The 14,975-nt window shown below is 64.1% G+C and carries 17 protein-coding genes; 11 read left to right on the forward strand and 6 right to left on the reverse strand.

Translation table 11 applies throughout. The annotated features are described in order from the left end of the window. Positions 1 to 97: 97 nt before the first annotated feature. On the reverse strand, positions 98 to 1,069 hold the full coding sequence (locus tag QM685_RS07725; RefSeq protein ID WP_415114408.1) for an IclR family transcriptional regulator: 972 nt from the start codon (positions 1,067 to 1,069) through the stop codon (positions 98 to 100). A gap of 160 nt (positions 1,070 to 1,229) precedes the next feature. Between QM685_RS07725 and QM685_RS07730 the strand changes: the two genes are divergently transcribed. The 7 genes from QM685_RS07730 (at position 1,230) to QM685_RS07760 (ending at position 6,574) form a co-directional block, all read left to right on the forward strand. After that, positions 1,230 to 1,517: a hypothetical protein gene (locus QM685_RS07730; RefSeq protein WP_415114410.1), complete on the forward strand. Its 288-nt coding sequence runs from the start codon at positions 1,230 to 1,232 to the stop codon at positions 1,515 to 1,517. Between the two features lie 100 nt (positions 1,518 to 1,617). Next, a complete protein-coding gene (locus QM685_RS07735) occupies positions 1,618 to 3,327 on the forward strand; it encodes an acid phosphatase (protein ID WP_415114413.1) in 1,710 nt (569 codons plus the stop codon). Positions 3,328 to 3,549: 222 nt separating this feature from the next. Further along, positions 3,550 to 3,909, forward strand: coding sequence for a DUF3564 domain-containing protein (locus tag QM685_RS07740; protein WP_415114414.1), 360 nt, complete (start codon positions 3,550 to 3,552; stop codon positions 3,907 to 3,909). Positions 3,910 to 4,294: 385 nt separating this feature from the next. Beyond that, positions 4,295 to 5,044 carry a DNA/RNA non-specific endonuclease gene (locus tag QM685_RS07745; RefSeq protein WP_415114415.1) on the forward strand — a complete coding sequence of 250 codons (750 nt, stop codon included), beginning with the start codon at positions 4,295 to 4,297 and terminating at the stop codon, positions 5,042 to 5,044. Then, positions 5,037 to 5,297, forward strand: a complete 261-nt coding sequence (locus QM685_RS07750; protein WP_415114417.1) for a hypothetical protein — start codon at positions 5,037 to 5,039, stop codon at positions 5,295 to 5,297. Before QM685_RS07745 ends, QM685_RS07750 begins: the two co-directional genes overlap by 8 nt. 312 nt (positions 5,298 to 5,609) lie before the next feature. After that, the gene (locus tag QM685_RS07755; protein WP_415114419.1) at positions 5,610 to 5,951 is read left to right on the forward strand and encodes a hypothetical protein; all 342 of its coding nucleotides are present in this window, start codon (positions 5,610 to 5,612) and stop codon (positions 5,949 to 5,951) included. Positions 5,952 to 6,226: 275 nt separating this feature from the next. Further along, positions 6,227 to 6,574 (forward strand): hypothetical protein, encoded by a 348-nt coding sequence (locus QM685_RS07760; RefSeq protein ID WP_415114421.1) that lies wholly within the window; start codon positions 6,227 to 6,229, stop codon positions 6,572 to 6,574. Here the strand turns inward: QM685_RS07760 and QM685_RS07765 are convergent, their stop codons facing one another. Then, a complete protein-coding gene (locus QM685_RS07765) occupies positions 6,575 to 7,297 on the reverse strand; it encodes a Crp/Fnr family transcriptional regulator (protein ID WP_415114423.1) in 723 nt (240 codons plus the stop codon). It lies immediately after the preceding gene. A gap of 111 nt (positions 7,298 to 7,408) precedes the next feature. Here QM685_RS07765 and QM685_RS07770 point away from each other — a divergent pair, with 111 nt between their 5' ends. Beyond that, positions 7,409 to 7,948: a DUF962 domain-containing protein gene (locus QM685_RS07770; RefSeq protein WP_415114425.1), complete on the forward strand. Its 540-nt coding sequence runs from the start codon at positions 7,409 to 7,411 to the stop codon at positions 7,946 to 7,948. Positions 7,949 to 7,989: 41 nt separating this feature from the next. On the opposite strand, the gene rarD is transcribed toward QM685_RS07770, so the two are convergent. Beyond that, a complete protein-coding gene (rarD, locus tag QM685_RS07775) occupies positions 7,990 to 8,886 on the reverse strand; it encodes an EamA family transporter RarD (RefSeq protein WP_415114427.1) in 897 nt (298 codons plus the stop codon). Between the two features lie 536 nt (positions 8,887 to 9,422). Between rarD and egtD the strand changes: the two genes are divergently transcribed. Next, the gene (gene egtD / locus QM685_RS07780) at positions 9,423 to 10,406 is read left to right on the forward strand and encodes an L-histidine N(alpha)-methyltransferase (protein WP_415114429.1); all 984 of its coding nucleotides are present in this window, start codon (positions 9,423 to 9,425) and stop codon (positions 10,404 to 10,406) included. A 190-nt stretch (positions 10,407 to 10,596) separates the two neighbouring features. On the opposite strand, the gene QM685_RS07785 is transcribed toward egtD, so the two are convergent. Beyond that, on the reverse strand, positions 10,597 to 10,890 hold the full coding sequence (locus QM685_RS07785; protein WP_415114431.1) for an acylphosphatase: 294 nt from the start codon (positions 10,888 to 10,890) through the stop codon (positions 10,597 to 10,599). Between the two features lie 135 nt (positions 10,891 to 11,025). On the opposite strand from QM685_RS07785, the gene hpnA reads away from it, so the two are divergent. Then, positions 11,026 to 12,036, forward strand: coding sequence for a hopanoid-associated sugar epimerase (gene hpnA / locus QM685_RS07790; protein WP_415114433.1), 1,011 nt, complete (start codon positions 11,026 to 11,028; stop codon positions 12,034 to 12,036). A gap of 98 nt (positions 12,037 to 12,134) precedes the next feature. After that, positions 12,135 to 12,608 (forward strand): hypothetical protein, encoded by a 474-nt coding sequence (locus QM685_RS07795; RefSeq protein ID WP_415114435.1) that lies wholly within the window; start codon positions 12,135 to 12,137, stop codon positions 12,606 to 12,608. A gap of 73 nt (positions 12,609 to 12,681) precedes the next feature. Here the strand turns inward: QM685_RS07795 and QM685_RS07800 are convergent, their stop codons facing one another. Together QM685_RS07800 and hpnC are read right to left on the reverse strand one after the other, a co-directional pair. Beyond that, positions 12,682 to 13,854, reverse strand: coding sequence for a glycosyltransferase (locus tag QM685_RS07800; protein ID WP_415114437.1), 1,173 nt, complete (start codon positions 13,852 to 13,854; stop codon positions 12,682 to 12,684). Further along, positions 13,854 to 14,720 (reverse strand): squalene synthase HpnC, encoded by an 867-nt coding sequence (gene hpnC / locus QM685_RS07805; protein ID WP_415114439.1) that lies wholly within the window; start codon positions 14,718 to 14,720, stop codon positions 13,854 to 13,856. Before hpnC ends, QM685_RS07800 begins: the two co-directional genes overlap by 1 nt. Positions 14,721 to 14,975 lie beyond the last annotated feature (255 nt).

Below are 14,975 nucleotides of genomic sequence, written 5' to 3' on the forward strand. Positions count from 1 at the left end.
GCGATGCAGCGGGACTCGCCGGCAGATGTGAAGTCAATGGATGTGAAAGGCGTGTGAAGTAAGCGCATCAAATAACCGCGCGCCATCCACCACACAGTCAGTTCGCGGCGACCTGCCCGCGACGCGCCTGCATCGTGGTCGGATCGTCCGGCCTCGGGCGATAGCTCAGACGCTCGGACAATTCGAGTGCCGCCTGGCACACGGCGGTGATGAGCGGGTCGCGCTCCGCCGCGACGCCGATATCCGAACGCGGAATCGTCACGGTCAACGCCGCGACGATCTTGCCGGCCTGATCGCGCACCGGCGCGTCCACCACCGAAATCCCCCGCTCGAACGACGCCTCGCTCACCGCATAACCGAGCGCCGCGCTCTCGCGCACCCGGCCATACAGTTCCTCGACGGTAGCCGGCGTGCGCTCGGTGAAGCGTTCGAGTTGCGGCTCGGGATAGAGCTGGCGCAATTCCTCGAAACTCAGGTCACCCATCAGCACCTGACCATGCACGGTCGCATGGGCCGGCAGGCGCGTGCCGACATGCACCTTCACCGAGCTGAACATCGGCGCGTGCGTTTGCGCCTTCGCGACGAACACGACGTCGCGCTCATCGCGGATCACCAGATGCGTGCTGAAACCGGTCGCGTCGCGCAGACGCTCGAGAATCGGCGTGCCGACGTCGGTCAACTCGAGCGAGCTCAGGTACTCGAAGCCGAGCCGCAGCACCGCGACGCTCAGCCTGAAATAGCGGTCGCCGTTCACGCGTTCGAGAAAGCCGAGCGCCTCGAGCGTCTGCAGCAAACGGAATGTGGTGGTGCGCGGAATGCCGATCCGCTTTGACAATTCGGGCGCGCCGAGCACCGGCTCGCGCGCGCTGAATTCGGCGAGGATGCGCAGGCCGCGTTCGAGGCCCGGCACCAGATAAGTGGGCCCGCCGGCGCTTTCATCGTCGGCGGAGGCGGAAACGTCGGCGCCCTCCGCGAGCGATTGCGCCGTTTCGTCGTGCGAGTCCGAAGCGGCTGCTGCTCGGGGCTTTGCCTGCCTGCGTCCCACTCCTGTCTGCTCTTCTTTTGCCATCTTGGCTGCCGTTTCTGTACGGGTTCATTGAGTCAATTCGTCATGATAGCGCGAAGCATGCGGCGAATCGGCCACGCGGTGCTATGCTTTGATCCGGTCCAACAGCGCGGCGCCCCCACGTCGCGCACTCGCCGCCAAAGAAGCGCAGGGAGGCCACGTCATGTCCGATTCGATCCAGATTCAGGTCGCCGACTCGCATCTCTATCCGGGCTGCACGGTGCGCATCGCGCATCTGCCCGAACCGGCCGCCGCGACCGACGCGCTCGTCGAATTCGCGGATGGTTCGGGCGCGCACGGCACCTGCCATCTGCGCGCGCCTGACGAACTCGAATTGGCGGTCGACGGTTATGCGACGCAAAAACGTCATCCAGTCAACGCACGGCACTGGCTACTCCTGGCTGTCGATGCAACGCACCACAGCTGGCGCGTGAAGCGCAGGCTGCCGTAAGCCGCGAGGCCAGCCGGCCTCGCCGGATCCGCAACCGGTGTCGCAAGCGCCGCCCAGAGCGTCGCAGATGCAAGCGTCACGTCTACTTCGGAACTGACCGATGACCGACCACGATCCTTACCTGCCGCCGAATCCGGACAACCTCGACCCGATCCATAACGCCGACGCCCCCGACGATCCCGAACGCCGCCGCGTGCTGACCGGTCTCGCGGCGGTCGGCATCGGCCTCGCGCTGACCGGCTGCAAGACCGGCGAGGGCATCGCGGGCAACGCGCCGCCGCGCAGCGCCGCCGATCTGCGGCTCGACGCTGCACTGCACGATCAGGTCAGGCACATCGTCGTGATCTATGCCGAGAATCGCAGCTTCGCGAACCTGTACGGCAATTATCCGGGCGTGCAGTATCCGCTCGATGCGGTGAGCGCCGATCGTTACGTGCAGCTCGACCGCGACGGCAAGACGCCGCTGCCGCGCCTGCCGGCCATCTGGGGCGGGCTCGTGCCGCAGGCGCAGGAAGTGGACGGCAAGCGCTACATGATCGGCGAAAAGGACCTCGATCATCTGCGCAACCGGCCGTTCCGCATCGTCGACGCGCACGGCGCGCCGCTGCCGAACGGCGTGATCACACGCGATCTCGTGCACCGCTTCTATCAGAACCAGATGCAGATCAACGCGGGGCGCAACAACCAGTTTGCCGCGTGGGGCGACTCCGGCGGCCTCGTGATGGGGCACTACCGCAATTCCGCCGACTCGCTGCGCCTGTGGAATCTCGCACAGCAGTACACGCTGTGCGACAGCTTCTTCATGGCTGCTTTCGGCGGTTCGTGGCTGAATCACATCTTCCTGATCTCGGCGCAGGCGCCGTACTACCCGGACATTCACAACAGCCCGGCGAAGAAGATGGTGTCGGTGGTGGAAGGCGACGATCCGACCGGCACACGCCTGAAGCTCGCGCCGGATTCGCCGCCGTCGGCGCTCGACGGTCCGCCGAAATTCGTCAACGACGGCGCGTTTACCGCCGACGGTTACGCGGTCAACACGATGGCGCCACCCTATCAGCCGAGCAACGTCCGCCCGGCCGAGGGCGGCGACCCGGCCTTCGCCGATGCGGCGAATCCGCGCGTGCTGCCGCCGCAGCATTACGCGACGATCGGCGACCGGCTGTCGGACAAGGACGTCGACTGGGCATGGTATAGCGGCGCGTGGCAATACGCGCTCGAGCACCGCGATACCGGCGCGGTGCCCGACTTCCAGTATCACCATCAGCCGTTCAACTACTTCGCCAATTACGCGCCGGGCACCGCGGCACGCCGCCGTCATCTGCGCGATGGCGGTATGGGCAACGACGCGTCGACCAACCGGCTGATCGCCGACATCGATGCGGGACGTCTGCCCACCGTCACGTTCTACAAACCGCAAGGCGATCTGAACATGCACGCGGGTTACGCGGACGTCGAATCGGGCGACCGTCATATCGCGACGCTGATCGAGCATATTCAACGCGGCCCGCAATGGCCGAACACGGTCGTGATCGTCACCGTCGACGAGAACGGCGGCTGGTGGGATCCGGTCGCGCCGCCGATCGGCGATCGCTGGGGTCCGGGCTCACGGATTCCCGCGCTGGTGATTTCCCCCTTCGCGAAGAAGGGTTACGTCGATCACACGGTGTACGACACGAACTCGATTCTGCGTTTCATTAGCCGCATACATGGACTCGCGCCGCTCGACGGCGTAGTGGCGCGCGACAACGCGTTTGCGAACAATGGTCTCGCGCCGCCCGGCGATCTGACTGCCGCGCTCGATCTCGCCTGAGCGTTGCGTCGGGATGATCGGGTTCCCTGCTGTTCGCGGTGTGCCCGCGGTTGATGCGGCACGCACACCGCGTATGCCGCAGCGCATCAGCATCCGCTATATCCCGACACGTCATTCCCCGATAATTTTTTTCTTTTCATCTCGCGCGTCATGCCTTTGCCTTGCATAACGCGCGGCGCCACCTAGACTGATAAAGCACTTCGCACTTTGTACGGAACTGACATGCGACTGACCATCCTGATCAACGGTTCCGATCCCACCGTAAGCCACGATTACGCTGTGCTCTGGCTCGACACCGATGAGCACCGGTGGTCGAGAGAGGCGCATCAAGGGATCGACCTGCCCCCCTGGGGTGAGTTGCACGATGAAGACGGCGTGACCACGCTCTGTGCGCCAAGTGCCGGTGCGCCGCTTTGCACGTTGCGCGGCCTGCACGTCGATCGCAAGGAGCGCGTGAGCGCCGCGCAAGGCGCCGCCGCGTGGACCGCGCTACGCACGCAAAAGCCGGCGAGCGGCTTCTGGCGCCTGCAGGCAGTGGACCGTCAGAAAGTCCGCGCAGAAAACAGCGTCTTCGGTAATTAAGTTCTAGCGCGATTTTGTTGCGCGTCAGCATTTCGGTCGAAACTTCCGGTTCGCGCGCGGGCGGTCGCTCGCAGGCGTCGACGTGTGCGTACGCGAACGCATACATACGTCGGCGGCATATTGTCGCGCTGCTTAAGACCTTCTTAAGCTTGTGTGCATAGAGTCGGAAGTCCACGCATTCGGGTCGCTGCAAAGCGGCCCATTTTTTTGCGTCGCGAATCCGGGTGCCGCCGATTCAATACTGAACCCGGCACTGTCGTAGCCTGCTCGATTCGCACCGCTTCTCTCCTCTTCATTCCTGCGCGTTTGCCGCCCTTGCGTTGCGGGTCGCCCGATGGTGGCCGCAACGCTATACTTGCGCCCCCATCCATCGAACGACCGACACATGAAGAAGTGGCTCGCCTGTCTGTTATTCGCCGTCGCCGCTCATGCGAGCGCGGCACCTTCCTGCACCCAGTTCACGCCGAATGCGCAATGGCCCGTCCTGACCAATCAGAAGATGGCGCCGAAAACGCGCCTGCTTTGCTATAGCGATTTCGCGGTTCTGCATTCGGGCATCACGCACGGCCCGCTATGGTCCGCCGAGCATCTGACGCGCGATCACATCGAAGAAGCGAAAGATATGGTGCGCACCAACAAGTTCTTCGAAGACGCGCGCTTGCCGGACGGCGAAGGCGCGACGCTCGCCGACTACAAACGCAGCGGCTTCGATCGTGGTCATATGAGCCCGGCGGGCAATCGCTGGAATGAGGAAGCGATGGCGCAATCGTTCTCGCTCGCCAACGTCGTGCCGCAGAACCGTCAGAATAACCAGCGGTTGTGGGCCCGCATCGAAACCGCGGTGCGCAGGATCGCGCTCTCCTACGACGATACGTACGTCGTCACCGGACCGCTGTTCGCCGGCCAGCAGTTGCAAACCATCGGACCCACGCGCGTATTCGTGCCGACGCAGTTGTATAAGGTCGTCTACGTGCCGTCGCGCCGGCTGGCATTCGCGATCGTGGTCGATAATGTCTCGACCAGTCGCTACGACATCAGGACGATTCATGAACTCGAAGCGGTATCGGGCATCCGTTTTCCGGGCATTCCGGAAAACCTCAAGGATCAGCGGCCAGGAGGACTGAAAGGTGTTTAAACCCTATTCGAACGACGACGACGTACTCAACATTCAGGGCGATGCGCTCACGCTCAGCAACGGCACCACGCGCGTCGTGCTGAACGGTACGCTCGAATTGACGCGCGACCAGCGCGGACTGAAGGCGGCGCTTGCATTGAAGGAAGCGGTCGATGCGATTGTCGCGAATCTGCAGGCACGCAAGGATTTGCCGGCGAAGGTGCAGGACGAGCCGGACGCGAAGCCGGGTGTCGTGCAGAATCCGTTTCAATGAAGTCCGTGGCTTTAACCACGACTTAATCACGCATTAGCCGATGCCGACGTATTAGCCAACGCAACGGCATGAGCCAATGCAAAATACTGTTAAGAGGCGGGAGAAGTTCTCCCGCCTTCTTTTTTTCACTTCTTCCCTGCGTTAGCGGCGCTCTCCGATTCGACGCACCAACATGTTTCAGCGCCGACGCAGTAGTTACGTTTTGTCACCACGACAGCGTCAACTTCCGTATTCCGGCCCACGTTAAACCGGCAGCGCTGAAATGATTCAGCCGCGACAAAAGAACCCACCGGTTCAACAAGGAGTCATCTCATGAAGACGCTTTTCGCCGCTCTCGCTTCCGCCCTGCTCGTGTCGACCGCATTCGCTCAAACGGCCGCGCCGTCCACGACGCAAACCGAACAATCCGCGCAAACCGCGCAATCCGGCGCCACGAACGAAAGCGCCGCCGCGACGAAGGCACCCGCCGCAGCCGCACCGAAGAAACAGGTGAAAAAGACCGCTGCCCATACGAAGAAGACGACTCACAAGACCAGCAAGAAAAACGCCGTCGATACGAGCGCCGCAAAGACTAAAACGGAGAGTGCGAAAGAGGCCAGCACTGCCCCGGCAAAAGCCGGTGGCGCACAAACCGGCACGACCAGCACGCAATAACACGTGACCGGTTCCGGCACTTACCGGCCATGCAGGTGCTGTTCCAATAAAAGCTGATCGAAGCCGGGCTGTGCCGTTCAGGGAGGGCGAGTCGTATGACTCGCCTTTTTTTTCTGTGTGAGTGAATGAAGCTCCCTGTACTTTCGGGAATGCGCGCGCTTCCACGCCGTATCATTTTGTCGACAGGCAGCGGAATTTTTGTACCGTGTTTACTCGCGGACGTTTAATCTCGAACTGTCCCGACTCACCCTGGCGTCACCCGAACGCCGCACCACATGGCTCTCACGCAATCGCTCGACACGTTCGCACCGCAATCCGCCAAATCCGCCAACCGGCAGGTTCAACGCAACAACGTCATTCCGTTTCCTTCGACACGTGCGCTTCTGCACGTAACGCTGCCCCACCCGCCTCACGATCACGCCGGCACCCAATTGCGCGCACTGCTTCATTCGCCGCTCGGCGTATACGTCATCAGCACGGAAGCCGTGCGCGAAGAAATCCGCGTGCAACTCGACATCGCGCGCGAAGATCTCGACTTCACCTTGCACACGCTACTCGCCACGCTGCCGGCCGCGACGATCGGCGCGTTGAAGCGTCGCGTCAGCACCGCCAGCGCACATTAATTAATTCCGCTCGGCGTCGCTCACCTGTAAGTCGGCCAATGCACGCAGCCTGTCGGCATCGACGATTTCGATTTCCGCATAGCGCAGCTTCAACGCACCTTGCGTCTCGAAGTGCTTCAGCACCTGATTGATCGTCTGTCGCGACAACGCGAGCATCATCGCGAGATCTTCCTGCGGCACCTTGAGCACGCGCCGCAACGCGCCGGGTTCGCCATACCCGCCCGCCATCAGCAACAGGCGTCGCGCGACACGCGGCGCGGCAGGCAGCAGCGCGGCCTCTTCGATCGCCTCGAATGCGAGACGCAGCTTGTGCGTGAGCAGCAGACCGAACACATGCCAGTAAGCCGGCGTGCGTTCGAGCAACGCGGCGAGCGCCGCGCGCGGTATATGAAACAGCGCGGAATCGCGTTCGGCATACGCGTCGTGCGTGCGCGGGCGATGGTCGAACAGCGCGATCTCGCCGAACCAGTTCACCGGCTCGATCACCGCGAGCAACGCCTCCTTGCCCGTCGGACTTGCCGCGCCGATTCTCACGAGGCCGTCGAGCACACCATAGAGGCCGTCATCGGCATCGCCGCGCGTAAAGAGCCGTTGACCGGCTGCCAGGCATTCGACGCGCCCCGTTTCGGTCAAGCGCGCCTGCATATCGGCGGGCGCCGCGCGAAACCACGCGCTGCGCGCGAGCAGCACGGCCAGTTCATTCGATGAAAAACGCTCAGTCATGGGACGGCATCCGTGCGCAAGGGTTGTCGACTGTCGCTGATTGTCGGGTAGCCGATGGTTTCAAATTCCGCAGCCCGCGATTATGCTGACTTTGACACAGGAGCGGCACTGATGCGAACGCTGACACAGCAATTGACGCAATACGCGGCCTACCATCGCGACCGGCGCAATATCGCCACGCACTTCGTCGGCATTCCGCTGATCGTGCTCGCGCTCGCCGTGCTGCTGAGCCGCCCCGCTTTCGGCGGTGGCCTGCTACCCGTGACGTTGTCGCCCGCGTGGCTGCTGTTCGTCGCGGCGACCGTCTACTACCTTGCGCTCGACGTGCCGCTCGGCGTGGCGATGGCCTGCGTCTCGGCGCTGTGCGTCGCGTTCGGCGAGTGGATCGCCGCGCAGTCGACACTCGTCTGGCTCGCCACCGGCATCGGTCTGTTCGTGATCGGCTGGGTGTTCCAGTTCGTCGGCCACGTCGCGTACGAACATCGCAAGCCGGCATTCGTCGATGACGTGATCGGCCTCCTGATCGGACCGCTGTTCGTGCTCGCCGAAGCGCTGTTCGGATTCGGCTGGCGCCCCGCTCTACGCGAAGCGATCGACGCACAGGTCGGCCCGACGCGCATCAACGCCGGGCGTGCCGCAGCGCATCGCTGATCGGTCGCGTTACACCAGCCCGTGCATTTGCATCGCGCCGCTCAATCCGACGCGAAGCGAACGAACCGCACGCTATGCAGCGCGGTAAGCGCGACCGCGATCCAGATCGGCACGTAGGTGGCCAGTTGCGCGGCGCTCAGCGTTTCGCGCAGCAGCGTGATCGATATGAACACGAGCAGCACCGGCTCGACGTAACCGAGAATGCCGAACAAGGCGACCGGCAGCAGACGGCTCGCCTTCAGATACGAAGCGAGCGCGAGCGTGCTCAACGCGCCGAGACCCGGCAACAGCAGACACCACATCTCCACGCGGCCGGCGATCGCTTGCAGCGATCCGCCGCTGACGATGCACACGACCGCCACCGGCAACAGCAGCACCATTTCGACGGTGAACATCGCGAGCGAATCCTGCCTGATCTTGCGACGCAATATGAAATATGGCGGATAGCCGAGCGCGACGACCAGCGTCGGCCACGAAAACGCGCCCGTCACCCACAGTTCGTGGCCGACACCGATGGCCGCGCACGCGACCGCGAGCCACTGCAACATGTCGAGGCGCTCGTGATAATGGAAGCGCCCGACCAGCACCATCACCAGCGGCAGCAGGAAATAGCCGAGCGACACTTCGAGCATCCGCCCATGCAGCGGCGCCCACAGGAACAGCCACAATTGCAAGCCGAGCAGCGCCGAGGTGACGATCATCGCGGCGCCGAGCTTCGGCTCCGTCACCATGCGGTCAACAAGCTGGCGCAGAATCGGCAGACGCTTGCGCACCGCGACGAGCAGCAGCGCGCCCGGCACGGTCCACACGATGCGCCACGCGAAGATGTCCAGCCCGCTCAACGGCTTGAGCAGCGTCGCGTAAGCGGACAGTAATGCGAACATCGCGGATGCGCCGACCGCGAGAGCGATGCCGCGCCTGAAGTCGTTGTGGTTCATTGCGCAGGCGGGCGCGCGGCGTTCGCGGCATTCGTTATGGTCATGAAATGTGACGTCTCATAAGCAGACAGACGCTGCGTTGTTGTTCTCGGTCGTTTGGAATCGACAGCGCGGATGGGCGCGAAACGGGCATTCTAGACGGTTATCGGCGCACGGAGTTTGCGCTTTTTCCCGTCGATCGGCTGCAATTAGTCGTGCGCATCGCGCATCGATGCACTAGAACATAACTTCATGCGCCGCGGCGGGCGAATCGCGTTCCGGTTCCGTCAGGTATCAATTCCGGTTCAGGGCCGGCCCGTGCGTGAATCTTGCTACGAAGCTTTGCACGCTGCTCGCCCGTCGTTCACGACAGTTCAGACGGGACTACCGGGCAGCACCCACGAGCCGGGCCGGTGAATGCAGTCCTGAGCGCAGTTTTCAGGCAGCCGCGAGGACCCACCCGCGCTTCTCGCCCACGGCATGCGTCAACCGCGTTTACCGCGCATGCCACCGCCCGGCAGCGATCCCGCTCATCGAATGTGACTACTGGAGACAGCATGACCCAGCCAGCCCTATCGCTTGGCAACTCGCCTTCCGAACTGCGCCGCGCCTTCGCCGCCGACGTGCGCGCCGGCCTGACCCACACGCCACAGAAGGAACTGCCGTCGAAGTATCTGTACGACGAAGTCGGCTCCGCGCTCTTTGAAGTGATTACCGTATTGCCGGAATACGGCGTCACGCGCGCCGAGGAACGGCTGCTCGCCAAGCACGCGGCGGATATCGTCGAGCATTTGCCGCATGACGTGACGGTCGCCGAACTCGGCAGCGGCAGCGGCCGTAAAACGCGCCGCATTCTCGAAGCGTTGTGTAAAAAACGCCCTACTTCTTACTGCCCGATTGAAATTTCGCGCAGTGCATTGCAGTTGTGCCGGCGCGAACTCGGCGACATCGAGCGGATTTCGATCGTCGGTTACGAGCGCGATTATCTGGCCGGTCTCGCCGAAGTGAGCCGGCAACGCGCGCCGGGCGACCGGTTACTCGTCCTGTTTCTCGGCAGCACGATCGGTAACTTCGGCAGGCTCGCGGCCACGCGTTTTCTGCGCGATATCCGCAACATGCTCGCACCCGGCGACGCGTTGCTGCTCGGCACCGATCTGATCAAGCCGACGCCGGTGCTGATCGCCGCGTACGACGATGCGATCGGCGTGACGGCTTCGTTCAATCTGAATCTGCTCGCGCGCATCAATCGCGAACTCGATGGCGACTTTCCACTCGACGCGTTCGAGCACGTCGCGCGCTTCAATCCGGACGCGCGCAGCATCGAGATGCATCTGCGCGCGAAGCGCGATCTCACCGCGCACGTGCGCGCGGCGCAGTTGACGGTGTCGCTGAAGGAAGGCGAAACGATCTGGACCGAGAGCAGCCACAAGTATCGCGCGGAGGAACTGCCCGCGATTGCCGACGATGCCGGCTTCGTGTGCAGCCATCAGTGGATCGAGGAAGAGTGGGGCTTCGCGGAGAGTTTACTGGTGGCGCGATAAGCGCTGGAAGTAGTACGGTGCGCACCGGGAAGCGCGCACGACATGGCAAAAGCAGGAGAAACCAGAAAGAGCGGCGCGCCCTCTTCCGGATAGCGCGCCGCCTTTTTACTGATTCAACGCGCGCTTACAGCGGGTTCACCACGATTTCACGTCGGATCTACCGTCGTCTCGTACTCTCGTACCATTGCGCTCAATGCTGCTCGAACCGCTCGTAGCGCTTGTCCGTCGAACGCTCCTCGCCGCTCACGTCAGTCACGCGCGCCGCCGGCGGCCCGTGACGCAGCCACGACAGCATCCGGTCGACCTGATTGGCCGGTCCCTGCAAGATCGCTTCGACCGAACCATCGTCGAGATTCGCAACCCATCCCTTGATGCCCAGCGCGTGCGCCTGGCGCACGGTCGCGTGGCGAAAGCCGACGCCCTGCACCATGCCGCGCACGCGCACGTAATATGTTTCGATCCGCTCGTCCAGATCCGGGGCCATGCCGCTCTCTCCTCTTGATGCCTGACAGTCTTTCAAGCGGGCATTCTAGTCGCGTCGCGGCGGCCGTGCCCGCCAACGCCCATTTCGCGAACGCGCCACGTACAATCCGTCGACCGTCATGGAAATGGAAACAGAATGACCGAACAGAATCGCGATCTCGTGCTCGTGACCGGCGCGTCCGGCTTCGTCGGCTCGTCGGTGGCACGCATCGCGCAGAGCAAGGGGTTCCGGGTGCGCGTACTCGTGCGCGCGACGAGCCCGCGCAAGAACGTCGAGTCGCTCGACGCGGAAATCGTCGTTGGCGACATGCGCGACGAAGCGTCGATGCGCAGCACGCTGCGCGGCGTGCGCTATCTGCTGCACGTGGCCGCCGATTATCGGCTGTGGGCACCGGACCCGAGCGAAATCGAGCGCTCGAATCTCGAAGGCACCGAGGCGACGATGCGCGCGGCGTTGAAGGAAGGCGTCGAGCGCATCGTCTACACGAGCAGCGTGGCGACGCTGAAAGTGACCAGCTCCGGCCAGTCCGCCGACGAAACCTCGCCGCTCACGGCCGCCCAGGCGATCGGTGTGTACAAGCGGAGCAAGGTGCTCGCCGAGCGCGCGGTCGAGCGGATGATCGCCGAGGATGGTCTGCCCGCGGTGATCGTCAATCCGTCCACGCCGATCGGTCCGCGCGACGTCAAGCCGACGCCGACCGGACGCATCATCCTTGAGGCGGCGCTCGGCAAGATCCCGGCGTTCGTCGATACCGGCCTGAACCTCGTGCACGTCGACGACGTCGCGGCAGGCCATTTCCTCGCGCTGGAACGCGGCAGGATCGGCGAGCGCTATATCCTCGGCGGCGAAAATCTGCCGCTGCAGCAGATGCTCGCCGATATCGCGGCGCTGACCGGCCGCAAGGCGCCGACGCTGAGCCTGCCGCGCTGGCCGCTGTATCCGCTCGCGATGGGCGCCGAGGCGGTCGCGAAATTCACGAAGCGCGAACCGTTCGTCACGGTCGACGGACTGAAAATGTCGAAGAACAAGATGTATTTCACGTCGGCGAAGGCGGAGCGCGAACTTGGCTATCGCGCGCGGCCTTATCGCGAGGGACTGGCGGACGCGCTCGAATGGTTCCGGCAGGCGGGATATCTGAAGGGCTGAGCGAAGCCGTAAGCATTTTGTTACAAGTCCCGCATCGGCGACGGGTCAAAGCCCGCGCGCAGCAGGTAAAATCGCGGGTCCTATCAGAGAAACCTCGCATGAATCTTCACGAACAGCTCGGCGCATTGGAAATGGGCGTCGATCAGCTCATTCAGGCTGTCGTGGCCACGCAGGCCGAAACGGTGGCCACCGCCACGGACGCAGCCTCCGGACAGCCCGCGGACACCGATCCGTCCGTCCCGCAGATCCAGCCGACACTCGAAGTCGGCCGTCCCACGCGCGACGAAATCACGATGACGATCGGCAACCAGATGGTCTCGTTTCGCCCGGATCAGATCAGCAAGCTGATCGAGGAGTTGTCGAACGCGCGCGCGTCGATGACGCCGGAACAGCCGATGGGCGTCCCGCCAGGCTGGCAGTTCGTATCGACGAAGAACCCGGTGATGGCGGTGCAGAAGCAGTCCAACGGCGACCGCCTGCTCGTGATGCGCCACACCGGTCATGGTTGGGTGCCGTTCACATTTTCGCCGGACGTCGTGATTCAGATGTACATGATGCTCACCAACGCGTGATGCACGAGAAGCACGAAAAAAGCGGCCGAAGCCGCTTTTTTTTGTACCCGCCGATTCCGTCGATGGTCCCGCCTCAACGCTCCTGCACCGGCGCCTGCACGCGCGCCTTCCACTGCCCGCCCTTGCCGCGCCAGTAGCGCACCGCCGACGCGAACGTCGCGCCGACATAGAACAGCGCGACGAGCGGCAGGAACGGCGCCCACAACGGTGAACGGCGGTAGTAGACGAGCATCGGCGCATACGCGCAGCACATCGCCGCCCACGCGAGCCATGCGGGCCAGCCGAGCGGCCCGAGCACGAGCGCGGCGACGGGTGGCAGCAGATAGATGATCGCCATGCCGGCGAGCGTGCCCACGAGCAGCAGCGGCGAGTAGCGCAACTGCGTGAACGCGGTGCGGGCGATCATGTTCCAGATCTCGCGCCAACTGTCGTACGGACGCAGCGACACGCTCTTCGCCGCGACGTCGAGCCGGATCGGATGACGCCCGGTGCCGCGATGCTTGATGCGCGCGGCGAGGCTGCAATCGTCGATCAATTCGGCGCGAATCGACTCGATGCCGCCCGCTTCCTCGAGCGCCGCGCGGCGCACCAGCATGCAGCCGCCCGCCGCGGCCGCCGTGCGGTTGCGCGGATTGTTGACCCACGCGAACGGGTACAGCTTCGCGAAGAAGAACACGAAGGCCGGAATCAGCGCCTTTTCCCAGAACGAATCGCAGCGCAGCCGGACCATCAGCGAGACGAGGTCGCGCTTTTCCGCATCCGCGCGCGCCACTAGCTGCGTGAGCGCGTCGGCGGGATGGCCGATGTCGGCGTCCGTCAGCAGCAGGAAATCGGCCGGCAGACCGAGCGCGCGCGCCGCCTCGATGCCCTGCGATTGCGCCCACACCTTGCCGGACCACCCCGGCGGCAGCGGCTTCGCGCTCAGCACCGTCAGGCGCTCCGGGCATTGCAGTTGCAGCGCGGCGGCTCGCGCGGCATCGGCGGTGCCGTCGGCGCTGTGATCGTCGACCACGATCACGTGGAATGCGCCGCGATAGTCCTGCTGGAGCAGCGACGTCACCGCTCCGGCGATCACGTCGACTTCATTGCGTGCCGGCACCACGGCGGCGACTGCCGGCCACGCGACGCGCGCCGCGACGCTCAGCGGCGCGGCGGGACGCGCGCGCCAGAAGCCGCCGCGCGCGAACAGCAGCACGCACCAGATCAGCAGGGAAACACCCGAAAGAACAAACAGAACCGCCGCCATTAAGCATTACCCTCGATTGAACGCGCCGCCACGCCGACGCGTCTGGACAGTTGCATTGCCACGGTGCGCGCCGCGACCACGCACCAGTCGAACATGGTGAGCACCGGCCGCTCGCGGAACACGTCGTAGTCCGCGCGCTCGATCCGCTCGAGAAAACGCAGGCCGGCATGCACGGCGCCGCAAAGCTCGATGCCGAGCCGCCCCGGAATGCGCAGCGCGAGCGGCGCGCCGCGTACCAGTGTGCCGCGCACGAAGGCCACTTCGTGCGCCATCAGCGCGCGCCACGCAGCGTCGACGACACCGTTGGCGATCTGCGTCTCGGTGACGCCGAAACGCCGCAAGTCCGCCTGCGGCAGATACACCCGCTGCTTTTTCCAGTCCTCGGCGACATCGAGCCAGAAGCTGATCAGTTGCGACGCGGTGCAGATCGCATCGGCATCGGCGAGATTGGCCGGGCTCGCCGCGCCGATCAGATGCAGCATCAGATGCCCGACAGGATGCGCCGAGCGCCGGCAATAGTCGATGAGCGCCGCGCGGTCCTCGTAGCGGTTCGTGTCGATGTCCTGCGCGCAGCCGTCAAGCAGATCGTAAAACGGCGCGAGCGGCAGCTTATATTGCGCGATCACGCCGGCCAGCTTGCCGAACAGCAGCGGATGCACCGGCGCCGCGCGCCACTGCGCAATCGCGTCGAGCCCGGCGCGGAAATCCGCGAGGCGCGCGTGCCGCTCGGCGGCGCTCCAGTCGCCTTCGCCGGCGATATCGGCCGCGGTGCGCACAACCTGGTAGATAATGCCGACAGGCGCGCGCAGCGCCTTCGGCAGCAACACGCTCGCGATCGGGAAATTTTCGTGCTGGTCGACGTCCATCCGGCGAGCCTCGAAACCATTCTGTAATACGGCGCGCTATGCATGCCGCAAGGATCGGTAGTTTAAGGGTTCCGCCGCGGCAGCGCAGCGTGCGGTCGTGGCGGCCGTGCCAGAAAGCAGAGCGGCCCCGATAGCGTTAGAATGCGCGTTTGGTTTTGCTGTACCGGCCGGTCGCCGGGGCTCAAGACGTCAACTAATCTAGATGAGCGCGGCGAATAAAGTAGTCAGTTTTGACTATTTCTTCGAAACCCGCGT

The organism is Paraburkholderia sp. (assembly GCF_047605525.1).
Taxonomy (GTDB): Bacteria; Pseudomonadota; Gammaproteobacteria; order Burkholderiales; family Burkholderiaceae; genus Paraburkholderia.